Genomic DNA, 22,552 nt, shown 5'->3' on the forward strand with positions numbered 1-22,552 from the left:
TATTTTTCTATACCTCGCAAGCTTTTTTAGAAAAAAATTACATCAATTTATCTAAACTGCTGACTGCTAAATACCTTTCAACAGTAAATCCTTCTGCGAATTCTTTATTAACCAACCTTCCTAGATCCTGCGCGCGATACGTTATGCTATCCAAAAAGTTTTTTGATGTTATTGGCGTTTTCGGTTCACTCGATTTTGGATCGTAAAATTGCGTCCCATAAGCCAAAACTGAAGCTAATTTTTGCTCCATAAAACCTTCTACATCTACAACAAAATCTGGCTCAATATTCTTCCATTGAATATAGTGATAAACCAGTTTTGGCCTCCATGCTTCTTGACTAACTCCGTCTAACTCTGTCTGAATCTTCATCAATCCAGATAAAAAACAAGCATCAGAAACAAGCTTACTTCCTTTTCCGTGGTCAATATGCCTATCGTCTATAGCATTACACAAGACAATCTCTGGCTTATACTTGCGTATCATTCTTATTATTTCCAGTTGGTGTTTTTCATCATTGACAAAAAAGCCATCTCTAAAACCCAAATTCTCACGTGCAGACACACCAAGTATTCTTGCTGCTTCTTCTGCTTCTGCTTTACGTGTTTCAGCTGTGCCACGAGTTCCAAGCTCTCCTCTGGTTAAATCAACTATTCCCACAGTTTTCCCCAATGACACTTCTTTGGCAATTGTTGCTCCACATCCAAGTTCCACATCATCTGGATGTGCTCCAAAAGCTAAGATATCTAATTTCATCATTCCTTTGTTGTGAACTCTTAATCATTCTTACTAACTGTTAAAAAAAACAAGAGTAATTCAGATACAAATTCCTTTTAATATTAATACTAATTATTTTAAAACCTTTTTCATCGTCGAAGACTTATTCACAGTTTCGATAAACTCCGACGTAGGATCACTATCTTTAGTCACCCCACACCCAATGTATAAGCTCACTTTGTCACATTCCACTTCCATGCAGCGTAGATTAACGTATAAATCAGTCTCTTCTACCGTTTGTTCAATCACATTACAGTTTAGTTCACCTATATATCCTGCATAGTATTTACGCTCATAGCCTTCTTCATTAATCAAAAACTCTCTGGCCTTCGCTTTTGGCATACCACATACCGCTGGCGTGGGATGCAATGCATCTACAATAACTTTAACGTTATTTTCTTTAAGTTCTGCTACCACACTTGTGCATATATGCATAACGCGTGCAGCTCTTTTAGTAAATGGTTCAGAAACTGTTATCTTGTTAGCTAATGGATTTAAACTTTCCACTATAAAATCAGTCACAAACTGCTGTTCTTCCTTCTCTTTTTGCTCCCATACCACATCTTGTTGCCCATTATTTACTTGGGTTCCTGCTAATGCCATGGTCTCTAATACTCCATCCTTTACTTTTAATAGTGATTCGGGTGTTGCACCTGCCCACATCCCTATTTCTGGATGATAAATCACATAACAAAAAGCCGTAGGATATGATAAGCACAATCTATTAAACAGCCCTTCCAAATCACCTTGAACGTCTACTTGGATACTCTCTTTTCTGGATGGCACTACTTTTCCAAAAACATTCTGCTTAATTGCCGACACACATCGCTTCACCAAATCTTCAAAATTCTCTTTAGCAATCGCATCATTGTAATTTAATTCAACGTCCTCTAAATCCAATTTCCCTTGTGGCGCTTGCTCTACAATAATAGCTGATTCAGATAAAGGAATATAAAATCGCTTTCCTTGTGCAAAAGGAGCTAAAACAAATCCCACTTCATCAAAATTCTCAATAAGGTGTAGCTCTCGCGTTTTTTGAAAAAGCCCCACCATTTGATCTGCATTAGGCTTTCTATATACTACAAATGGTCTTTTTTCTTCAAATTGCTTAAGTAAACATTTATACAAATACATACTTACTTTCTTCTATCTATTACAATATTAGTTATTTTACAGAGTGAAATTAACTCCCCATTTTCATCTGTTATGCGAATTTCCCATAAATGCAACATACGACCTCTATGAATCAACTTAGCTGTTCCTGTCACTAAACCAGCTCTCTTACTTTTTACGTGATTAGCAGAGATTTCAATACCTCTGATTTCCTGCGTTTCTGGATCTATCAACATAAGAGAAGCCCCACTCCCTAAGCTTTCTGCCAAGGCCACTGAGGCACCACCATGCAACAATCCCATGGGTTGATGCACTTCAGGTTTAACTGGCATAGTTGCTACAAGGTATTCTGGGCCTGCATCAACGTATTTTATTCCCAATGTTTCCATCAGGGTATTCTTAGAGACTTTAGCATACATTTCTAAAATAGCCTCCTTATCAAAGTTCTTTCTTATATTATTGCTCATAATCTTACAAATTTAAAACCTATGTGGCTTAGTGCTCTTAAAATTAAAGTAAATTTCCCCTTCAATTCTTAAAAAAAATATAATTATCACTCTTTTTCCTATATCTCCAAGTTTCCTGACTTTAATCAACGTTCAATTTCTTATTTTTTAGTAATTTTGCCCCACAAAAACATACACACAAACTACAACTTTTTTTAAACACAATGGAAGATATCCAGGCAGAAGTGCACAAAGCATACGAAATAATCAAAAATGGTGGTATCATTTTATACCCTACAGATACTGTATGGGGAATAGGTTGTGACGCAAATAATCCAGAAGCTGTAAAGAAAATTTACAGTTTAAAACAAAGAGCTGAATCCAAAAGCATGATTGTTCTTGTCAATGGAGACAGACTTCTACATAGGGTTTTTAACGAAATTCCCGAAGTTGCTTGGGATATCCTTGATTATAGCGACAAGCCAACAACACTTGTTCTTGACAATCCAAGATATGTTGCTAAAGAGATTATTTCCTCTGACAACGCTTTAGGCGTTCGAATTGTTACGGAGCCTTTTTGTTTTAAATTAATTGAGCGAATGAAATCGCCTTTGGTTTCAACTTCTGCTAATATAAGCGGACAGCCTTCTCCTCAAAATTTCAAGGAAATATCAAAGGAAATTATTGACGGGGTAGATTATGTTGTGAATCTAAGACAAACAGAAATCAAACCTGTTAAACCATCAACTGTAATAAAACTAACAGCAAATAGTCAAGTGACAATACTTAGAAAATAACGGTATTGTCCTTTTATCATTATGAATACTAAAACTCCAATATATAAAGAAGCCTTAACAAATCCTATATTTGATTACGTATCAAAAGCAGCTGAAAACCTAAAAGTTGACAGTTATGTGATTGGCGGTTACGTTCGAGACTTCTTACTTCAAAGAAACACTAAGAAAGACATTGATATTGTTGCTGTTGGCAGTGGTATTGAACTTGCTTTGGAAGTTTCTAAATTATTGCCTAATCAACCCAAAGTTCAAGTGTTTAAAAACTATGGCACAGCCATGTTGCGCTTTGATGATATGGATATCGAATTTGTTGGTGCACGAAAAGAATCTTATCACTTTGACAGTAGAAAGCCTGTAGTAGAAGATGGCACACTACAAGATGATCAGAACAGACGTGATTTTACAATTAACGCCTTGGCTTTATCTTTAAACAAAGCAAACTACGGCGAATTGTTAGATCCCTTTAACGGCGTTAGTGATTTGAATAACAAAATTATACGCACTCCTTTAGATCCAGATATTACCTATTCTGACGATCCGTTGCGCATGATGCGAGCAGTGCGTTTTGCTGCTCAGTTAGATTTCTTTATTCACGAAGATTCCTTTGAGTCAATTACTCGAAATCACAAGCGTTTAGATATTATTTCAGGAGAGAGAATCGTCGAGGAGTTGAACAAAATACTATTGACAACAACTCCTTCTAAAGGATTTCTTTTATTGTATAAAACAGGGTTATTAGACTTGATTCTTCCTGAATTAACTGCACTAAACCAAGTAGAAGAAATTGAAGGTCACACACATAAAAACAACTTCTATCACACTTTAGAGGTTGTAGATAACATTAGTCAAAACACAGATGACTTATGGCTTAGATGGGCAGCCCTTTTACACGACATTGGCAAAGCTCCTACTAAGAGATATACAAAGAGAAACGGTTGGACCTTTCATGGGCACGAGTTTTTAGGAGGCAAAATGGTGAAGAAAATCTTCACTCGTTTACACATGCCATTGAATCAAAAAATGAAGTTTGTTCAAAAGATGGTTATGATGAGCTCAAGGCCAATTGTCTTAGCACAGAAAGAAGTTACTGATTCTGCAGTGCGACGTTTAGTTTTTGATGCAGGGGAAAATGTAGAAGATTTGATGACGCTATGTGAAGCAGACATTACCACTAAGAATCCAAATAAATTCAAGAAATACCACAATAATTTCAAAGTTGTTAGACAAAAAATTGTTGAAGTAGAAGAAAGAGATCATGTTCGCAATTTCCAACCTCCTATTACAGGTGAAGAAATTATGGATATATTTGGTTTAAAACCTTGCAGAGAAATTGGTTCAATCAAAGAATCAATCAAAGAAGCTATTTTAGAAGGTGTTATACCAAATGAATATGAAGCTGCTTACCATTTTATGCTTGAAAAAGCTAAAAAAATGGGATTAGAAATAGTCAATAAATAATAGACAATATATATGAAAAATTATTTTTTACCCTTTGCTAAAGCTTCACTAATATTAGTGTATTTAGTGATATTTGCTGGTGCAGCGGTAAGGATGACAGGTTCAGGAATGGGTTGTCCAGACTGGCCTAAATGTTTCGGATACTACATCCCTCCTACTGATGTTGAAGTATTGCAATGGCAACCAGATCGTCAATATGAAAAAGGACAAATGATTATTCATGACGATAGTTTATGGAAAGCAAAAGAGGATTTTACAACAACATCTGAGTATAACGAGGTTCACTGGGAAAAATATACTAAGCACGATTATGCTGAGTTTAATCCAAATCACACTTGGACCGAATACATCAATAGGTTATGTGGTGCTTTGGCAGGATTAGCTTGTTTGGCAATGGCTATTGCCTCGTTTTCATATTGGAAAGAGCGAAAATCCATTACACTTGCCTCGTGGTTAGTTGTTGCTTTAATGGTATTTCAAGCGTGGTTAGGTGCAGTTGTTGTTTATTCCGTACTAAACCCAATTAAGATTACAGTTCACATGGTAATGGCGTTAGTTATCGTAGCGATTATTATCAGTATCATACACGCATGTAGATGTAGAAATGAAGAAATTAGAAAATACCACAGCAGTTTCAAAACCATACTTATTGTATCCTTAATCTTTACATTAGTACAAACTGTATTAGGTACTCAAGTAAGAGAGTTTATAGATGAAAAGATACAAGCGGGAATTGGCAATGAACATTTATGGTTAAATATGCCAAATATTGAGTTCTACATACACCGTAGTTTCTCCTTTTTAATTTTAGCTGTAAACATCTATTTGTTCTACACCAATAGAAAATACAACCTTGGATTTGACAAAATGAAATGGGTTATGATTTTGCTAATCTTAGAAGTATTTACGGGGGTTTTGATGAATTATCTTCACTTCCCATTTGGATCACAAACAGCGCACTTAGTACTGGCTTCTATACTATTTGGAGTACAATTCAAATTAATTCTCGAAGCAAGAAAATGTTACTACTGCGGTAGAAGTTCGGAAGACTAAAAAAGAAATTAAATACATAAAAAAGCGAAACAAGAAAACGTCAAATTCTTGTTTCGCTTTTTTTATTCTATTTTCTCAATTAAATTGTCTTGTATTCAAAACAGGATATTACCACAACCTCAAAGGAATATCTGACCTAAAAAACTTATTGCTTTTCATTGTCCAATATAAACGTGGCTGTTGCCTCCGCTACTTGTTTGAGATGCAATGGCAACTCTTTATCCTCATAAGGGTGTTTTGCCCCAAAGACGTGATTAGCACCATCTACAATATTGAGTAGAGAGTTCGAAATCCACTGATGAAGTAATTGAGCTTCTTTTAACGGCACAGCCTCATCCTCAGTCCCCTGTACAATCAACGTTGGCTTATTCAAATGTTGAGCTGCGACTTGTACATTAAGTTGTTCTTCATTTTGCTCGTAATCCTCCCAAAAAGTAAAGTAATGTGGCATCTTCTGATTTGTCCTTCCGTTGATTACATAGAATACCCCTTGTTCTTTCCATTGATCAAAGCGATCGTGATGTGGAAAGCGCTTTCTAAAATCAGAAACACCTGCCCAAGTAATAACTCCCTTTACATCAGAATTAAAATATCCTTGAAGAATGACTGCGCCACCTCCACGGCTATGCCCAATCAAATAAATATTACTCGCATCTATCCCATCAAGTGTTTTATAATAATCGATTACAGTAGTCAAATCGTTTTGTTCTTGGCTATAAGTGCTATGTCCGAAAGCTTCTAAATCCTCAAACTCCGTAGGCTTGTCAACCGTAGTACCATTCATACAAAAATTAAACTTCACTACACAGCATCCCTTCTCTGCAATATAATCCATCGCTAAATCCCAAGCTCCCCAATCTTTAAAACCTTTATATCCATGACAGAATATCACCAAAGGCAATACTTTATCATTTGCTGGACGGGTAATATCCGACAATATATCTCTATTATTTGAGCTCTTTAATACAACTGTCTTTTTAAATAATTCACCTTTCATAACACATCATTTTAACATTTGATAGTAATAATTTATATCTATTTTAAAACTATAAAAACTAACTTAGCAACAATCAACTTATAATAAAAACATATTTACAATGAAAAAAGTAACTAAACGCATGAAATTCACAAGTAGTATTCTAATGCTAACGTTTTTATTGATCTCTGCAGGAATTGACTTTAGCCATGCACAAGAGAAAAAGAATGACTTCAAGGTAAAAAGCACTACCTATGAGTACAAAATTACTAAGGAAACTAAAGATACTGATTTAGAGTTGATAAAAAAAGAAGTCAACGATGAAAAAGTAGCTACCTTAAACTTTTCGAACATCAAGAGAAATGACAAAGGTGAGATCATCGGTATTACGACAAAATTTATTGACGAAAGAGGGTCTTCTCAACAAAAGTCAGAGTATAACTCCATGGGGATAAGTCCTTATTCGATAACAATTCACGAGAACGACAAAGGAGATAAATACTTAGAAATTTCAACTCCAAATAACCCCATGTTTAGCAACCAAAGTAATTTCGGTATGCAAAGTTCCATGTTTGGCAATAGCCATGCAGGAGAACAAGACAGTTTCTTTACAAGTGATATCATGGAGATGATGCAATCGATGCAAGAAGATATGCAAAGGCAACGCGAAGAATTTATGAAAATGATGCAACAACATAGTGAACCTACAGAAGCAATAGCTCCACAGAAAACCAAATAAGTAAAGTGATATTTTTTTTCAAACAAACTAAAAAGGAGTGTATTCTGTATGAATACACTCCTTTTTTAATTTCATATTATTAGATATAAAATCTATTTTAAATACTTCTCTCCTGTTCTCTGACTTAGGTTTTCGAACATCTCTTTGTACTTAGGTACCTCAACACCATATTTTACTGCCTCTTTGACAATATAACCTGTCATAATCCCCAATTCATTAGAAAGCTTACCACTAAGAAAATCACTGTGCATAGATGTTGTCGATTCATAAGGTATAGCCTTTAACCTACCTTCCACTACATCTACAATATCAGCTGACAAAGTAATTCCCTTAGCTCTCGCCAATGACGATATCTCGATCAAGAGCTGGTGCATAACATCTGCGTGATGCTCCATTACGCCGCCAAAACAAGAGTTATAATACGTTGTCGCAGTCGCAGAAGAAGAAACCAAAATATACTTCTCCCACACTTCCCTACTAATATCACATGTCGCTAAGGCATTAATTCCCGCGTCAGTCAATATCTTTTCAAAAAAGCTCATTTGCGGGGTAAGCTCTTTGTCTAAACCAAAGAGTATACGTTGTCTTCCACTGGGATTATCCACTACACCTGGTTCTTTCAATCGAGTTACAATATAAGTGCACCCCTTCCAGACCTGTCCTTCTTTGAATGCAGAGGCTAACAATTCGAAAGCTTCTACTCCATTTAAAAGGGGCAATATAACGGTACTATCATCTACGACCTCTTTAAGATCGCTAATGACTGGTTCCAAATCATATCCTTTTGTCGCTAAGATAATGTAGTCTAACTTACCAGCTTTCTTGATGTGATCAACAACTAAATTAGGTTTTCCTACCCATTTCTCCTTATCAGTATAAACTTCAATCCCACTGGTACTTATCACTTGGTAATTATCACCTCTTGCAACAAAAATTATTTCAATACTGGGGTCATTTTTATAATAACTTGCTAATAGACCACCATAAAAACCCCCAACACCTCCTATGCCTAAAATTGCAATTCGAGTCTTCATATGCTACTTGTTTTATAATTTCAAACAAGGTAATAAGTTTTCTCGAAACCAAATTCCCTTTTTCAATTTATTGTATTATCCGATAGACACCACGTCTAATACAATCTTTATCAAGAACAATATAGAAAGTACATATACCGTCGGGGTAATATCCTTATGCTGATTAGCACCTAATTTTAAAACTGTAAAACTCAAAATACCAAATACAATTCCCTCTGCAATACTATAAGTGAATGGCATAAAAACTATCGTTAAAAATGCAGGTAAGCCATCTGATAGATTATTAAAATTGATATTCGATACAGAACTAATCATAAATAGCCCTACGATTATCAATGCTGGAGCTGTAGCAGCTGCAGGAATCATCAAGAATATCGGTCCCAAGAATAAAGCTAAGGCAAACATAACAGCTACACTTACTGCAGTTAGTCCAGTTCTACCTCCCGATGCCACACCAGAGGCACTCTCTACATACGAAGTCACAGAACTTGTCCCTAATATCGCTCCAAAAGTAGTCCCCATTGCATCCGTAAATAAAGCCTTTTTCATTTGAGGAAAATTCCCATCCTTGTCCGCTATATTCGTTTTAGAAATCACACCAATTAAGGTACCTACTGTATCAAACAAATTAACAAACAAGAAAGTAAAAACAACTACAACCATATCTATAGACAAGATCTGGTTCCAACCTTCTGCCGTAAACATAGGTTTGATAGCTTCTCCAAAGATAGGCTCAATTGAAGGAGGTAAATCTACCACTCTACTCGGCAAAGATACATCACCTAAAATAACTCCAAAGACTGTCGCCGCAAGGATACCAAAGAGAATGGCTCCATTTACATTTCTAATCAATAAAATACCAGTAACGACCAACCCTACAAGCGTTATCCATACGGTATGTTGACTAAAATCACCTAAGCGAACCAAAGTATTGGGATCTCCTACTACCACACCTGCACTCTTTAGACCTATAAGCGTTATGAACAAACCTATTCCAGCAGGGATAGCTTCTTTGAGTACTTTTGGAATACTCTTTACGATTAATTCCCTAACATTAAAGAAGGTTAAAAGTAGAAAAATGATCCCTTCAATAAATACTGCTGTCAAAGCAAACTGCCATGAATACCCTAAAGTCAAAACAACAGAATAAGTAAAGAAACTATTCAATCCCATTCCTGGAGCTTGAGCAATAGGCAATTTGGCATACAAGCCCATTAACAGTGTTGCAAAAATAGTAGCTAAAGCAGTTGTGGTAAACAAAGCACTCTTATCCATCCCGGCATCCGCAAGAATATTCGGATTCACAACCAAGATATAAGACATGGTTAAAAAAGTAATTATCCCAGCTACAAACTCACGTTTTATAGTGGTACCGTTACTACTTAACTGAAAGTAGTTCTCCAAAAAGTTTTTCATTGTGTTGTTGCGTTAAGCAAACAAAAGTAAAAAGTTTTTAAATACAACTCTATTAAAATTCAAAGATTCCACATTAAAACTAATTAATTAGAAACAGAATCAATACATCGCTATGAAAACACAATGACTTAATACTCTTTCAAAGTACTGTTGTGTCAACTAATTCTTGAAAGTCCTTGGGCAGGGTTTTCTTCTTCTTTACCATTTACAACTTTTCTTTTTTCAATCTCGAACACACAAAGATTAATGCAATATAATTCACCCCTAAAACAATATTTACTATAACTAAGCACTAAAACCCAAACTATCTGCAATGCTTCATTAAATCTAAAGACGCTGTGTGTACACATATGATTGCCATATCCCTCTTTAACACAGATTAAGCGATAGACATAAAAACGAAAAGTAATTATACAAAATAGCTCTGAATCTAAGAAAAAAGCATACTGTAGTATAGTTGTAGAAGAAATGAAAGAGATATGAAGTAGAATTGCTTTGGGCACTGTCTCTTAAAGTGTGTAAGTTCAAAAATAAACCACTATGGACTGAAAGTCCATAGTTTGTTAAAGCAGACTAAAGTCTGCCTGGGTGGAGCTACTTACTCAAGTATAAAGTTACCTCCGTTATCATTTGGTTTACGATGGTGTTCAAGATATTGATTTAGCATTTCATCAGTAATATTTCCTGTACTCCAACAACCAAAGCCTATTGCCCAAAAGTGACGTCCCCAGTATCTGTGCTTCAACTCAGGAAATTCTATTTGGAGTTTCCTTGAGGTACGACCCTTGAAGAGTTTGACAATATTACTTATGTTTTGAGATGGTCGATATTCTATATGAAGATGAACATGATCCTTTGATACTACACCTTTTAAAATTTGAATATCTTCTGCTTCACAAATCTGAATGATCAGACTACGACAACGTATCTGAATATCTCCTTCCAATACTGGATAACGATATTTAGTCACCCATACTATATGGGCGGTTAAACGTGATACACTATGTCCTCCGGTTCGTTGATATTCCATATATCAAAGGTAAACATTTTTAGAAGCTGAAAGCTAAATGCACTAAAGTGCATAGTTTTAACTACAGTCTGCGACCAATAAACACTAACAAAACCTATTAAGAAAGCTCATGATATACACTTTTTCTCCTCATGAGCTTATTTGACTAATATGTCTTATTCTGCTTTTTTTGGCTAATCAAAAAAACTACAAAACCATCTGCGAATAGATCGTCAGTACTTATTCTGAAATGTATCGGAAACATCAGTAAGACCAAGGTAAAACCTCAAAAAAAAAGAACTGCCTTTAAAAGACAGTTCTTCAACTATATTATTTTCTTCTATATGTTTTAATAACTTGACTAACAAAAACAGGACCATTAGGGTCATATATATCTAATATCAACATAAACTCTGATTCTATATCAGTGAATACTATTCCCTCTTTATTTGTTAGTTTATAGATTTTATCATCACGATACTTTTTAGTTTTAGGGTTATGGTAGCTCACTTTATCACAGTGTAAAGACCTTTCTTAAACAATACTTGTATTATGACACTGATTATCTTGTCCATACTTAATATCTGCAATAGCCTTTGTATTAGAATTAAATGCATTAAATTCCTTTCTACATCTATCTTCAAAAAACGCTTCATCACTATTCCATTTGACATCCACTAAGTCCCATTTACCAATCAATTTATCAATGGTAATTAATTCATCTCTATTATCGTAACCACATTCTATATTATCACTAGAACATCCTTAAACAAGTAAACACTAAAAGTAATCCTCATTTCATATTTTTGTAATTCTCAGCAAATAACTAAATCGTAATAACAAGTCGAGTACCCGAAGGCAAATCCTTATTCCACACCTCTGCTATTTCCTCTAAAGGGTAAGCCGCAGTTTGAATCTTCAATTTGTCATTAGAGGCTAATAAAAACATTTCGGGTAAGATTACTTTGTTAAAGACAATTAATTCCTCGGCTGATAAACTTCCAAAACCAGAGCCCAGTATTTCTATAGCAGAGCTACGCAAGATAGCAGAAGTTAACGCAATCTCTTTACCTGCCATATCACCCGCTGTTACAATTTTTGTAGTATGCGATAGGTGATGTATACTTCCGCCCTTTAAAGTATCTAAAACCCAAGTTATAGGCTGTCCCCACAGATAGTCAATTACGATATCGATAGGATACTGATCGTGAATCGCTTTTAATTTACCTTTCACCGCTTCTTCTCCTTCTTTTAGATTAATCGTATGCGTAGCGCCGAATGTTCTTAACTCATTAAGAATACGCTCATTACGCCCCGTCACGATAATCTCATTTGCTCCATAGTATTTTGCAATTTGCACGGCTACCTGACCTGTAACACCCGTAGCCCCATTAAAAAGTATATTTTGTCTTTTCTCCAGCTTCCCTCTTATCAATAAGGGCATGGCAGAACCCAATACAGCATTGGGTAAGGCTGCGGCTGTCACATAATCTAAGTTATGAGGGATAGGTGTAATCTGTTGGGAAATCAATGCATACTCAGCCAGCATCCCCGTCATACCTTGTGCGTAAACACGTCTGCCATCTTCCAATAGCCCGACGCCATCTACCCCTACAACACAAGGAAAATCCTTATAACTCGCATAGTGCTTTCCACTCACTCTCGCCTTGTCCAAATTCTTAATTGCCGCTGCTTTAACATGCAACAATTGTTGATTTAAACCATTGCTAACTGGAGCTTCTATTTCACCATATACAGGTACTGAACCAGACTTATACAATACTGCTGCCTTCATATTCTCAATAAAATAAATAAAGCACAATATTACAACAATAAGAGGTATCATTTCTAAAAAAGATAGCAAGTCCGCTCACTTATATGACTCCCACATTTTTTATCAATCCAAAATCTTTCTTAGTCCAATACAACTAAGCAACTCTACTTAATATCTTCTTCATTCACCCTTAAACCACCCAGATGTTTGCATGTCTTACTAATTCAGATCGATTTTGTATCGCTACTATTCACTCAGATGTCTATCTCAAATTTGGCGTTTGAAAAAAATAAAAAAAAAAGCAACCAACTTATCAATTTTTAATTAACTTTGTAATTCAAAGTACTTTTATTATGAGTAATAAAGCTATTGAAGATTTAGCGCAAATCAAGACAATGATGGAGCGTTCTACTAAGTTTTTAAGTCTTAGTGGATGGAGTGGAATTTGGGTAGGACTCTGTGGATTAATTGCCAGCGGTATCTTGTATATCTGGCAAACAAATTCACTGTACAGCTATCAGGACCTCACGCTTAACGATCCTTATCAAACTACGTACAATGCATTTAACTTATTGTCATTAGCATTGATCACCTTTATAGTGGCTGTTACTGGAGGTTTCTATTTTACCATTGTGAAAACGCAAAAACAAGGAAAACAATTTATCAATAGCTTAACCAAGAGATTGCTAATTCGCTTTTCTCTACCACTTGTTGTTGGTGGTATTCTTTGTCTATTGTGGTATAAGTACAACCTTTTGTCTTTTGCTTTACCAACTACCCTAATTTTTTATGGACTTGCTCTGTATACTGTACAGGAGGACACAGTAAAAGAAGTGAAAATAATAGCACTATTGCAACTTTTATTAGGACTTGTATCCTTCTATTTTATAGATTATACCTTACTTTGTTGGGCTATTGGTTTCGGGCTGATCCACCTTCTTTATGGCATAATCCTTTGGAATAAATACGACAAACAAAACTAACAGTTATGAAATTTGATTTAGATAAATTGAACAAAGTCTTTGACAACAGAATCCGCGTAGGTATTATGAGCGGATTAATGGTCAATGAATCACTTTCGTTTAACGATCTAAAAGAATATTTAAGCCTGACTGATGGCAACCTGGCTTCTCATCTAAAAAACTTAGAAGAAAGCCAGTATATTACTGTAACAAAGGGATTTATTGGACGAAAAACTAACACTACCTATTCTGCTACAGAAGAAGGAAAAATGGCCTTTAAACAACACTTAACCTATCTCGAAAATTTAATCAAAGAGTTGAAATAATTTTTTTTAATTTTTTACTTTGAAAATCAAAGTACTTTTAATATTTAAAATATGGAAAAAGAAAATCAAAAACCAATGATCAAGGGAATCATCATTACTGTACTATCCCTACTATTACTTATCGCTATCCCTTTTATCACAGGTATAGTATCAGAAAGAGAATCGTTTCAAAGAGAAGTTAAAAATGAAGTAACTTCCAAGTGGGGTAACGAACAAACAATCTACGGCCCTTTCATTTATGTAGAATACAAAAAAACCTATGTTCAAAAAGACAATACCATAGTTGAAAGAACGGTGCCATCACTAACTTCTCCACAATCTCAAAATATAGCGGGAAAAGTAGAAACTCAAATTAAAAAGCGAAGCCTATATGAAGTCACGCTTTACAACACAAATTTGAATGTCGATGCCTCTTTTATCTCTCTCGATAAAATCGCAGAAAAGTTAAAACTCGACAGCAAAGATCAATTTACTACAGCAAAGATTGTCTTTGCTATATCTGATAGCAGAGGATTTACAGAACAAATCAATATCAACGGCAATCCTTCCAATTTTTTTGAGCAGGACAACGAAATTAGCACTAAGTCAAGCTTAAATCTCTTGAGTTTTGACATCAAGGAATCTACTATTGATCTTAGCAAAATCAGTTTTCCTCTACACCTAAAAGGGTCAACAGAATTAAAGTTTCTTGCCACTGCCAAAGAAAACAAAGTAAAACTGAATACGACTTATCAGGATATCAAATACATTGGAAGCTACCTACCTGATAGCGAATCAGAAAAAATGACGTTAAGCAATCCAACGTGGACTATCTTTCAATCATTTCCCTTTGAGGCAAACATCAACAACCTGGAAAGTTTAGAAACTTTTGAATTTGGATTAAAATTCTTACAGATGAATGATTTTTACAGCAAAGTAAACAGGGCAACTAAATATGCCTTATTATTCATCGGGTTAACTTTTGCAACATTTTTCTTTATGGAGAACTTAAAGAATCTTCAAATAAATATTTTGCACTACGCTTTAGTAGGGTTGGCTTTGTGTATCAACTTTGTCCTATTATTGTCTTTTGCTGAGTACGTTGGTTTCAGTTATGCTTACTTAATTTCAGCCACTGCGACAATTACATTGATTACCTCATTCCTCTATGGCTTGAGCAAGAACAAGAGAATTGCACTGACTATCATGGGACTGCTATCGCTATTATACACTTTCTTATTCTTCTTACTTCAGTTGAAAGAAGCAGCGTTAATTGTCGGAAGTATTGGACTTTTTGCAATTTTAGCAATACTGATGTACTTTTCAAAGCGAATAACATTCAGCAAATAAACAGGTCTATCTATAGAAATGTGTAAGCCTATTCTTAAACAAACAGTAGCGACAGACGCAATAAACTGAACAAGAATCATTTAACTAAAACACACAAGTATCACTATCTATAACCTCCTTTGATGAAAAGGAGGTTATTTTTTACAATATTCGCAATACGTTTCATAAGTTTTCCAATTCTAATTTACTTCCAAACACAAATAAATTACAGAGAGGTATTTGCCGTATCCTACTTGGTTAGGGGTTTGTTCGGAGATGGTGGGAGGTTCATTCGCAAAAGTGCCCTTAATCCCAGTAAATAGCGTACTTTATCGCACCAATATCCGAACAAAGTACCCATCGGCTTTAAATGGCTTGAGCCATAAAGCTGATATTTAAAAGGCCTAACGACTATATCACTCAAAAAGTGGACTGATCATTTATGTTTCTTTACGTCTATTTGTACTATTTTTGCATTAGTCGTTAAAAGGGTAATTAACAAAGAAGTACAACACATTATTTCCTGTAATTTTCATTGCAATACTCACATAGTATGAATTTGATACTGTAATACCATTCATTTTTTCTTATTTTTGCTATATCACTAATTAAAAAGATGAAAATGAAAAAAACCGTATTTATCTTAGCTTCAATTTTAAGTTTTGCAGTAGTAAGCTGTAAAGACAAACAAGCTACAACAGAGACACCTGAAACGAATCAAGAAACGACACAAACAGAAGTTCAAGTGGAGAAAACAGAAAGTAAATTGACAGGAAGTTGGGAACTATTAGCTGTTACCACACCTGCAGCAGAAGGTAAAACTGTTGACCAATTATTCCCTAACAAAAAACCAAGTTTAACTTTCTCAGGAGAGAATCAATTGAACGGTAATGACGGTTGTAATAACATCATGGGTGAATATGAAAGCAAAGAGAACAACGGTATTGCTATCGGAGATAAATTAGCAGCTACAAAAATGTTCTGTGAAGGTGTTGCTGACACTGTATTTATGCAAGGTTTAACTTCAGTAACAAAATATGATATTGTAGGTGATGAACTTTTATTCATCTCTGGAGATATCGTAGTAATGAAATTTAAGAAAGCCGAAGTAACAGAGTAGGCTATATTTAAAATATTGTATTTCAATATAAAATCCTTTTAATTTAAAAATTAGAAGGATTTTTTCTTTTTAGTTAGGGTATATTTCTACTTCTAAACTAAAATAAAGGCACATGAATCACGCTGTCTCTTTTTCAGCGTTAAAAGTGTATTAATCCCATGCTCATAAAGGTCATAAAACTTCTTTAAAATTGTATAATTATGTATCTTTGTTCCTTTGCAAAAAATTATGATTAATTCAGACGATAATATTGAAGTTTTAGGAGCGAGAGTACACAATCTAAAGAATATAGATGTCGTAATACCTCGTGAAAAACTTGTTGTAATAACAGGATTATCTGGATCGGGAAAATCCTCACTTGCTTTCGATACGATCTACGCCGAAGGACAACGTCGCTATATAGAGACATTTGCTTCCTATGCCAGACAGTTTTTGGGTGGATTAGAGCGACCAGATGTCGATAAAATTGATGGTTTATCTCCTGTAATAGCTATTGAACAAAAGACTACCAACAAGAGTCCACGTTCAACAGTAGGAACCATTACAGAAATTTACGATTTCTTGCGTCTTTTATATGCACGCGCTGGTGAAGCGTATAGTTATAACACGGGCGAGAAAATGGTTAGCTACTCCGATGAGCAAATCCAAGAACTAATTGCAAAAGACTTTGACGGCAAACGCATTAATATCTTAGCTCCTGTTGTTCGCGCAAGAAAAGGACACTACAGAGAATTATTTGAGCAAATTGCAAAACAGGGGTTTCTTAAAGTTCGCATAGACGGTGAAATTAGAGATATTGAATCTGGAATGCGCATTGATCGCTATAAAACCCATGATATCGAGATTGTCATTGACCGAATAGCTGTAGATAAAGAAGAACTAACCCTTCAACGCATCGCCCAAAGCATCAAAGTTGCCATGCATTACGGAGATGATATCATCATGGTACTGGAACAAGATTCAAGTGATTTTAGGTATTTCAGTAGACATCTGATGTGTCCAACTACGGGAATATCTTATCCGAAACCTGAACCGAACAATTTCTCTTTCAACTCTCCCAAAGGAGCTTGTGAATGTTGTAATGGATTAGGTACTATTAACCAAGTGAATATACAGAAGATAATACCTGACAACAAAGTATCTATTAAAGCTGGAGGTATTGCACCATTAGGTACGGAGAAAAAGTCGTGGATGTTTAAACAATTGGAAACAATCGCTGAGCGATACAAGTTCTCGCTAAACGATCCTATTTCAAAAATCCCTGATGAAGCCATGGAGGTGATCCTCAATGGAGGCAATGAAAGCTTTTCGGTAGTATCAAAAGTTGCAGGAATCACTAAGAATTACAAAATCGATTTTGAGGGAATTGTCAATTTCATTAAAAATCAATTTGAAGAAAGCGAAAGTTCGACAATCAAACGTTGGGCAAAAGACTTCATGGACGAAATAGATTGTCCAGAATGTGGTGGTAGTCGCCTGCGCAAAGAAGCATTGTACTTTAAAATCGGAGAAAAGAACATTGGAGAGTTAATCCAAATGGATGTGGAAACATTGATCAAATGGTTTCAAAATCTTCCTCCACAATTGACAAACAAGCAAGCAAGTATTGCTACTGAGATATTAAAGGAAATCAATACTCGTCTGTCCTTTTTAGAAGATGTAGGATTAACCTATTTATCTTTAAACAGAAGTTCGCGTACACTATCAGGTGGAGAAGCACAGCGCATCCGATTAGCCACACAAATAGGCTCTCAACTGGTAGGTGTATTGTATATCTTAGACGAGCCGAGTATAGGACTGCACCAACGAGATAATGAGCGATTGATAAAGTCTTTGGAATCACTGCGTGATCTTGGAAATTCTGTACTTGTCGTTGAGCACGATAAAGATATGATCGAACGAGCTGATTACGTTATCGACATTGGTCCGAGAGCCGGAAAGAATGGAGGTAAGATAATCAGTACTGGAACGCCACAAGAATTGCTACAAGAACAAACGCTAACGGCTAAGTATCTCAATGGTCAAATGAAGATAGAGGTTCCTAAACAAAGGCGAAAAGGAAATGGAAAAACCTTGAGATTAGAAGGAGCTACGGGTAACAATTTGAAGAATGTCACAGTAGATATTCCATTGGGAACGCTTACTTGTGTGACTGGAGTTTCTGGTTCAGGAAAGTCGACATTAATCAATGGTACGCTTTATCCTATTTTGAATACTCATTTTTACAATGCAGTTGCCAAACCACAACCTTATAAAAAGATTAAGGGGCTTGAGCACTTGGACAAAGTGATCTGTATAGATCAGAGTCCTATTGGAAGAACTCCTCGTTCAAACCCTGCTACTTATACGGATGTGTTCTCTGATATACGCAACTTATTTGCTCAAACCCCTGAAGCGGCAATACGAGGATATAAGCCTGGTAGGTTTAGTTTTAATGTAAAAGGTGGTCGCTGTGATACTTGTGAAGGATCAGGAGTACGCACAATCGAGATGGGCTTTTTACCGGATGTATATGTAGAATGTGAGACGTGTCAAGGCAAGCGTTTTAATAGAGAAACCCTTGAGATAAGATACAAAGGAAGGTCAATTTCGGATATTTTAAATATGACTGTTCAAGAAGCGGTAGAGTTTTTTGAGAATATTCCAAAAATATATCGTAAATTGAAAACAATTGATGAAGTTGGCTTAGGATACCTAACTTTAGGACAACAAAGTACTACTTTATCTGGTGGTGAAGCACAGCGCATTAAGCTTGCCACAGAACTTTCTAAGAAAGATACAGGTAATACCTTCTATATCCTTGATGAACCAACAACTGGACTTCACTTCGAGGATATACGCGTACTGATGGAAGTTATTACGAAATTAGTAGAGAAAGGAAATACGATATTAATTATTGAACACAACTTGGATGTAATCAAGCTTGCAGACTATATCATTGATGTAGGATATGAAGGAGGTAGTCAGGGAGGTCAGATAGTTGCAACGGGAACACCAGAGGAAATTATAAAGAATAAAAAAAGTTATACCGCTCATTTTTTGAAGAATGAGCTTTAAAGATTAGATGATATGAAAGAAATTTTTGAAAGTGAAGAGGCTAAAATTCAAGACAAGTTCAAACAAAGATCTTGGAATGAAATAAAGACAAATGATTCTTGGGGAATCTTTAAAATTATGTCTGAATTTGTAAATGGGTACGAGAACATGGGACGTATCGGTCCAAGTGTATCTATTTTTGGTTCAGCGCGTACTAAGAAAGATGATCCTTACTATAAATTAGCTGAGGAAATTGCATTCAAAATTAGTAAAGCTGGTTATGGCGTAATCACAGGAGGTGGTCCTGGTATTATGGAAGCAGGTAACAAAGGAGCACATTTAGGACAAGGTGTTTCTGTTGGACTAAACATCGAATTGCCATTTGAGCAACACTTCAACCCATATATTGACCACGATAAAAACTTACAATTTGACTATTTCTTTGTACGCAAAGTAATGTTTGTTAAGTACTCTCAAGGTTTTGTAGTAATGCCTGGTGGTTTTGGTACACTTGATGAGTTGTTTGAAGCTGTAACGTTAATTCAAACGAAGAAGATTGCTAAATTCCCTATCGTTCTTGTTGGAACTGAGTTCTGGGGAGGATTGATTGATTGGATAAAACAAACCTTATTAACTAAGCACAATAACATTTGTGCGGAAGATATGGACTTAATTCAATTAGTTGACAGTGCGGATGAAGTAATTGAAGTAATTGACAACTTCTATAAAAAGTATAATTTAAGACCAAACTTTTAATATCATATTACAAAAAAGAAACTGCTTAGTAAATACTAAGCAGTTTCTTTTTGTCCTATAATCACTTGTAAAACAAAAAGGTTCCCATAGTATTACTACAGGAACCTTTTTGTTATTATTATCGTGCGGTATATTATAGTCCTAATACCTCTTTTACTTTTTGCTCAAGAGCAGCACCTCTCAAGTTAGTTGCAATCACGACACCATTACCGTCGATTAAGTAACTTGCTGGAATACCTTGAATCCCGTAAGCAGAAACGATTGGATCATTCCAATAAGCAATATTAGATACTTGCGTCCAAGTTAGGCCATCTTTTGCAATTGCCTCTTCCCACTCTTCTTTTGTTCTATCTAATGAATAACCGATAATATCAAATCCTTTATCGTGATATAATTTATAAGCTTTTACAAGATTAGGATTTTCTTTGCGGCAAGGTCCACACCAAGCAGCCCAAACATCAATCAAGATAAGTTTCTTTCCTTGCATATAGTCATATAAAGACAACTCTTCACCTGCAGGTGTAGTTCCTTTAAAATCACCTATCTTCTCTCCTATTACAGGTACAGCTGTTTTGCTCTCAGTCAAAGTTTTAATAGCAGCTTGTGTTTTCTTTCCTAATAATGTACTTTTTAAGTCAATAGAAAAAGCGTCAAACTCCTCTTGGTATTCTTTAGCTGTTTTTCCTTTAGTAGGAACTTCTTTAGATAAAATCAATAATGCAATGGCAGTATTTTTATTTTTCTCTTTAAAGTTAGCAGGATAGTTTTCTAACTCCTGAACCATTGCTTCATACTTTTGCTCAACAGCTGCGCGATTTTTTACAGCTTCTTGATCATTTTCATCAACTGGCATCATCAAAGCAAGACCGTTGTCATTCAAGAAAGCTTTAAGCTCATCTATCTTTGGAATCATATTAGATTGTAACTCTTGCAACTTATTATTTGCTTCCGTACCTTCTACTTTTATCTTCGTTAACTCCTCTTTGTCATAGAAAATTTTAATATCCCCTTTTTCTCCAACAAATGGAACTGCTCCTAATGGTTCTTCTTCACTTCCAAATACAATGTAAGCTTCGTCTAAGTCATTAAAAGTATTCTCAAATACAACTTTTCCTTCTTTTACCTCAGCTTTAGAGATTGTTGTTGGCGCTACTGCTCCTATTTCAATAGTTTGTAACTCTACATTTGAGCCGTCAGGAATATTCGCAACTTCTACTGAAATATTACCTGCTTTATTACAAGCTACGAATATTAAAGCAGATGCTAGCAATACGCTAATTCTTTTCATTATTTTTCTTATTTAAAATTTAATCCTAAATTAAAGAAGTTTTTAGAGATTATACTACTTTTCTATCCATTTTTTAAAATCATTAACTTTTTCGCGGCTTACGATTAAATCATCATCATCAAAATTCTTTAAATTTACCTTTAATCTGGAATTGGAAAAAGCATGGATTTCGTGAATTGACACTAATGATATAATGAACTTTCGATTAATGCGGAAGAAATCATTTGGAGATAAGTGCTTCTCAATCTCCTCTAAAGAATAATCTGTTAAATAGTTTCTTCCCTCATTGGTCTTGATATAAGTCGCTTTATTTTCGCTAAAAAAACACATAATATCAGTAGTACTGATAATTTTAATCTGCATACCTATCTTCACAACAAAGCGCTCCTTGTACTCGATCACATTATTGGAGAGAAACTGGGTGAACATGGAGAGTTGTTCATTAAATCCAAAAATCGCTTGTTTATTATTTTTGAACTTTTGAATGGCTTGCTCTAATTCATCTGCTTGGATAGGTTTTAGCAAATAATCAATACTATTCAACTTAAAAGCTCTCAAAGCATATTCATCATAAGCTGTAGTAAAAATAATAGCACTATTCACTTTGACTTGTTCAAAAATCTCAAATGACAAACCATCTGACAGCTGTATATCTAAAAAGATGAGGTCTGGTTCTTTGTTAGAACCAAACCATTCTATAGCCTCTTCTACATTAGTCAATTTCGCATTTGGAAAATAACCTAACTTCTCTAACTTGCGCTCTAACGACCTTGCAGCGGGCTTTTCATCTTCTATAATCACTATATTAATTCCTGTCATATCGATTAACTTGATATTCGTATGTATTCTTTATTCTATCCATTTCCCTTCTCTCTACTCTATTTATCCAGCGATCTAAAAGGGGGATATAATCAGCAAAATGCAAGATTAGTTTAATTGTAATTACCGCAAACCAAATAGCAAAAAAGACAATTTGCAGCTTTTCGTCATTGTTTAAAAACACAATCCTAACATCTTCTATTTCCAAATGTTCAAGGTATTTTGTAAACAAGAGGACAATTGCAAAAAGTACAAATTGCAATACGAGATATACAGTCCTATTAGTATAACTAAAACGATAAGCTTTATACTTTTCACTAACCTTAGTTGACAGTTCCTTTTTCATA

Annotated in this window: 23 protein-coding genes; 10 read left to right on the forward strand and 13 right to left on the reverse strand. The window is 35.1% G+C overall.

Annotated features, from left to right (window positions below):
• Positions 1-37: 37 nt before the first annotated feature.
• The 3 genes from bshB1 to NWE55_RS15955 all read right to left on the reverse strand — a co-directional run bounded on the left by bshB1 (position 38) and on the right by NWE55_RS15955 (position 2,355).
• On the reverse strand, positions 38-754 hold the full coding sequence (bshB1, locus tag NWE55_RS15945) for a bacillithiol biosynthesis deacetylase BshB1 (protein WP_155092368.1): 717 nt from the start codon (positions 752-754) through the stop codon (positions 38-40).
• A gap of 93 nt (positions 755-847) precedes the next feature.
• On the reverse strand, positions 848-1,909 hold the full coding sequence (locus NWE55_RS15950; protein ID WP_155092362.1) for a chorismate-binding protein: 1,062 nt from the start codon (positions 1,907-1,909) through the stop codon (positions 848-850).
• A gap of 2 nt (positions 1,910-1,911) precedes the next feature.
• Positions 1,912-2,355 (reverse strand): PaaI family thioesterase, encoded by a 444-nt coding sequence (locus NWE55_RS15955; RefSeq protein WP_155092361.1) that lies wholly within the window; start codon positions 2,353-2,355, stop codon positions 1,912-1,914.
• Between the two features lie 203 nt (positions 2,356-2,558).
• Between NWE55_RS15955 and NWE55_RS15960 the strand changes: the two genes are divergently transcribed.
• The 3 genes from NWE55_RS15960 to NWE55_RS15970 are packed head-to-tail and all read left to right on the forward strand — an operon-like array spanning position 2,559 to position 5,642.
• Positions 2,559-3,131, forward strand: coding sequence for an L-threonylcarbamoyladenylate synthase (locus tag NWE55_RS15960; protein ID WP_155092360.1), 573 nt, complete (start codon positions 2,559-2,561; stop codon positions 3,129-3,131).
• A gap of 21 nt (positions 3,132-3,152) precedes the next feature.
• Positions 3,153-4,589 (forward strand): CCA tRNA nucleotidyltransferase, encoded by a 1,437-nt coding sequence (locus NWE55_RS15965; protein WP_155092359.1) that lies wholly within the window; start codon positions 3,153-3,155, stop codon positions 4,587-4,589.
• A gap of 12 nt (positions 4,590-4,601) precedes the next feature.
• Positions 4,602-5,642 (forward strand): COX15/CtaA family protein, encoded by a 1,041-nt coding sequence (locus tag NWE55_RS15970; protein ID WP_155092358.1) that lies wholly within the window; start codon positions 4,602-4,604, stop codon positions 5,640-5,642.
• A gap of 145 nt (positions 5,643-5,787) precedes the next feature.
• On the opposite strand, the gene NWE55_RS15975 is transcribed toward NWE55_RS15970, so the two are convergent.
• A complete protein-coding gene (locus NWE55_RS15975; RefSeq protein ID WP_155092357.1) occupies positions 5,788-6,639 on the reverse strand; it encodes an alpha/beta hydrolase family protein in 852 nt (283 codons plus the stop codon).
• A gap of 100 nt (positions 6,640-6,739) precedes the next feature.
• Here NWE55_RS15975 and NWE55_RS15980 point away from each other — a divergent pair, with 100 nt between their 5' ends.
• Complete coding sequence (locus NWE55_RS15980) at positions 6,740-7,357, forward strand: hypothetical protein (protein ID WP_155092356.1); 618 nt, start codon at positions 6,740-6,742, stop codon at positions 7,355-7,357.
• Positions 7,358-7,449: 92 nt separating this feature from the next.
• Here NWE55_RS15980 and NWE55_RS15985 read toward each other — a convergent pair whose 3' ends face one another.
• The 6 genes from NWE55_RS15985 to NWE55_RS16010 all read right to left on the reverse strand — a co-directional run bounded on the left by NWE55_RS15985 (position 7,450) and on the right by NWE55_RS16010 (position 12,611).
• On the reverse strand, positions 7,450-8,391 hold the full coding sequence (locus NWE55_RS15985; RefSeq protein ID WP_155092355.1) for a ketopantoate reductase family protein: 942 nt from the start codon (positions 8,389-8,391) through the stop codon (positions 7,450-7,452).
• A 75-nt stretch (positions 8,392-8,466) separates the two neighbouring features.
• Positions 8,467-9,807 carry an NCS2 family permease gene (locus NWE55_RS15990; protein ID WP_155092354.1) on the reverse strand — a complete coding sequence of 447 codons (1,341 nt, stop codon included), beginning with the start codon at positions 9,805-9,807 and terminating at the stop codon, positions 8,467-8,469.
• Between the two features lie 598 nt (positions 9,808-10,405).
• Positions 10,406-10,837: an IS200/IS605 family transposase gene (gene tnpA, locus NWE55_RS15995; protein WP_155093506.1), complete on the reverse strand. Its 432-nt coding sequence runs from the start codon at positions 10,835-10,837 to the stop codon at positions 10,406-10,408.
• A 309-nt stretch (positions 10,838-11,146) separates the two neighbouring features.
• Complete coding sequence (locus NWE55_RS16000; RefSeq protein ID WP_258204415.1) at positions 11,147-11,326, reverse strand: hypothetical protein; 180 nt, start codon at positions 11,324-11,326, stop codon at positions 11,147-11,149.
• Positions 11,327-11,350: 24 nt separating this feature from the next.
• On the reverse strand, positions 11,351-11,515 hold the full coding sequence (locus tag NWE55_RS16005; RefSeq protein ID WP_155092351.1) for a hypothetical protein: 165 nt from the start codon (positions 11,513-11,515) through the stop codon (positions 11,351-11,353).
• Between the two features lie 127 nt (positions 11,516-11,642).
• Positions 11,643-12,611 (reverse strand): quinone oxidoreductase family protein, encoded by a 969-nt coding sequence (locus NWE55_RS16010; RefSeq protein ID WP_258204416.1) that lies wholly within the window; start codon positions 12,609-12,611, stop codon positions 11,643-11,645.
• A 332-nt stretch (positions 12,612-12,943) separates the two neighbouring features.
• Here NWE55_RS16010 and NWE55_RS16015 point away from each other — a divergent pair, with 332 nt between their 5' ends.
• The 6 genes from NWE55_RS16015 (at position 12,944) to NWE55_RS16040 (ending at position 20,098) form a co-directional block, all read left to right on the forward strand.
• Positions 12,944-13,573 (forward strand): hypothetical protein, encoded by a 630-nt coding sequence (locus NWE55_RS16015; RefSeq protein ID WP_155092349.1) that lies wholly within the window; start codon positions 12,944-12,946, stop codon positions 13,571-13,573.
• A gap of 5 nt (positions 13,574-13,578) precedes the next feature.
• A complete protein-coding gene (locus NWE55_RS16020; protein ID WP_155092348.1) occupies positions 13,579-13,878 on the forward strand; it encodes a winged helix-turn-helix domain-containing protein in 300 nt (99 codons plus the stop codon).
• A 51-nt stretch (positions 13,879-13,929) separates the two neighbouring features.
• Complete coding sequence (creD, locus tag NWE55_RS16025) at positions 13,930-15,207, forward strand: cell envelope integrity protein CreD (RefSeq protein WP_258204417.1); 1,278 nt, start codon at positions 13,930-13,932, stop codon at positions 15,205-15,207.
• 601 nt (positions 15,208-15,808) lie between these two features.
• Positions 15,809-16,306 (forward strand): META domain-containing protein, encoded by a 498-nt coding sequence (locus tag NWE55_RS16030; protein ID WP_155092367.1) that lies wholly within the window; start codon positions 15,809-15,811, stop codon positions 16,304-16,306.
• A gap of 228 nt (positions 16,307-16,534) precedes the next feature.
• The gene (uvrA, locus tag NWE55_RS16035) at positions 16,535-19,363 is read left to right on the forward strand and encodes an excinuclease ABC subunit UvrA (RefSeq protein ID WP_155092346.1); all 2,829 of its coding nucleotides are present in this window, start codon (positions 16,535-16,537) and stop codon (positions 19,361-19,363) included.
• Between the two features lie 12 nt (positions 19,364-19,375).
• Positions 19,376-20,098 (forward strand): LOG family protein, encoded by a 723-nt coding sequence (locus NWE55_RS16040; protein WP_155092345.1) that lies wholly within the window; start codon positions 19,376-19,378, stop codon positions 20,096-20,098.
• A 133-nt stretch (positions 20,099-20,231) separates the two neighbouring features.
• Here NWE55_RS16040 and NWE55_RS16045 read toward each other — a convergent pair whose 3' ends face one another.
• The 3 genes from NWE55_RS16045 to NWE55_RS16055 are packed head-to-tail and all read right to left on the reverse strand — an operon-like array spanning position 20,232 to position 22,551.
• Positions 20,232-21,386, reverse strand: coding sequence for a TlpA disulfide reductase family protein (locus NWE55_RS16045; protein ID WP_155092344.1), 1,155 nt, complete (start codon positions 21,384-21,386; stop codon positions 20,232-20,234).
• A 54-nt stretch (positions 21,387-21,440) separates the two neighbouring features.
• Positions 21,441-22,205, reverse strand: coding sequence for a LytR/AlgR family response regulator transcription factor (locus tag NWE55_RS16050; RefSeq protein WP_155092343.1), 765 nt, complete (start codon positions 22,203-22,205; stop codon positions 21,441-21,443).
• Positions 22,192-22,551: a hypothetical protein gene (locus NWE55_RS16055; protein ID WP_155092342.1), complete on the reverse strand. Its 360-nt coding sequence runs from the start codon at positions 22,549-22,551 to the stop codon at positions 22,192-22,194. Before NWE55_RS16055 ends, NWE55_RS16050 begins: the two co-directional genes overlap by 14 nt.
• Position 22,552 lies beyond the last annotated feature (1 nt).

The organism is Myroides albus (genome assembly GCF_024722315.1).
GTDB lineage: Bacteria > Bacteroidota > Bacteroidia > Flavobacteriales > Flavobacteriaceae > Flavobacterium > Flavobacterium album_A.

Coding starts and splice junctions, on each gene's coding strand:
- bshB1 (WP_155092368.1), bottom strand. CDS start 754: ATGAAATTAGATATCTTAGCTTTTGGAGCACATCCAGATGATGTGGAA.
- NWE55_RS15950 (WP_155092362.1), bottom strand. CDS start 1,909: ATGTATTTGTATAAATGTTTACTTAAGCAATTTGAAGAAAAAAGACCA.
- NWE55_RS15955 (WP_155092361.1), bottom strand. CDS start 2,355: ATGAGCAATAATATAAGAAAGAACTTTGATAAGGAGGCTATTTTAGAA.
- NWE55_RS15960 (WP_155092360.1), top strand. CDS start 2,559: ATGGAAGATATCCAGGCAGAAGTGCACAAAGCATACGAAATAATCAAA.
- NWE55_RS15965 (WP_155092359.1), top strand. CDS start 3,153: ATGAATACTAAAACTCCAATATATAAAGAAGCCTTAACAAATCCTATA.
- NWE55_RS15970 (WP_155092358.1), top strand. CDS start 4,602: ATGAAAAATTATTTTTTACCCTTTGCTAAAGCTTCACTAATATTAGTG.
- NWE55_RS15975 (WP_155092357.1), bottom strand. CDS start 6,639: ATGAAAGGTGAATTATTTAAAAAGACAGTTGTATTAAAGAGCTCAAAT.
- NWE55_RS15980 (WP_155092356.1), top strand. CDS start 6,740: ATGAAAAAAGTAACTAAACGCATGAAATTCACAAGTAGTATTCTAATG.
- NWE55_RS15985 (WP_155092355.1), bottom strand. CDS start 8,391: ATGAAGACTCGAATTGCAATTTTAGGCATAGGAGGTGTTGGGGGTTTT.
- NWE55_RS15990 (WP_155092354.1), bottom strand. CDS start 9,807: ATGAAAAACTTTTTGGAGAACTACTTTCAGTTAAGTAGTAACGGTACC.
- tnpA (WP_155093506.1), bottom strand. CDS start 10,837: ATGGAATATCAACGAACCGGAGGACATAGTGTATCACGTTTAACCGCC.
- NWE55_RS16010 (WP_258204416.1), bottom strand. CDS start 12,611: ATGAAGGCAGCAGTATTGTATAAGTCTGGTTCAGTACCTGTATATGGT.
- NWE55_RS16015 (WP_155092349.1), top strand. CDS start 12,944: ATGAGTAATAAAGCTATTGAAGATTTAGCGCAAATCAAGACAATGATG.
- NWE55_RS16020 (WP_155092348.1), top strand. CDS start 13,579: ATGAAATTTGATTTAGATAAATTGAACAAAGTCTTTGACAACAGAATC.
- creD (WP_258204417.1), top strand. CDS start 13,930: ATGGAAAAAGAAAATCAAAAACCAATGATCAAGGGAATCATCATTACT.
- NWE55_RS16030 (WP_155092367.1), top strand. CDS start 15,809: ATGAAAAAAACCGTATTTATCTTAGCTTCAATTTTAAGTTTTGCAGTA.
- uvrA (WP_155092346.1), top strand. CDS start 16,535: ATGATTAATTCAGACGATAATATTGAAGTTTTAGGAGCGAGAGTACAC.
- NWE55_RS16040 (WP_155092345.1), top strand. CDS start 19,376: ATGAAAGAAATTTTTGAAAGTGAAGAGGCTAAAATTCAAGACAAGTTC.
- NWE55_RS16045 (WP_155092344.1), bottom strand. CDS start 21,386: ATGAAAAGAATTAGCGTATTGCTAGCATCTGCTTTAATATTCGTAGCT.
- NWE55_RS16050 (WP_155092343.1), bottom strand. CDS start 22,205: ATGACAGGAATTAATATAGTGATTATAGAAGATGAAAAGCCCGCTGCA.
- NWE55_RS16055 (WP_155092342.1), bottom strand. CDS start 22,551: ATGAAAAAGGAACTGTCAACTAAGGTTAGTGAAAAGTATAAAGCTTAT.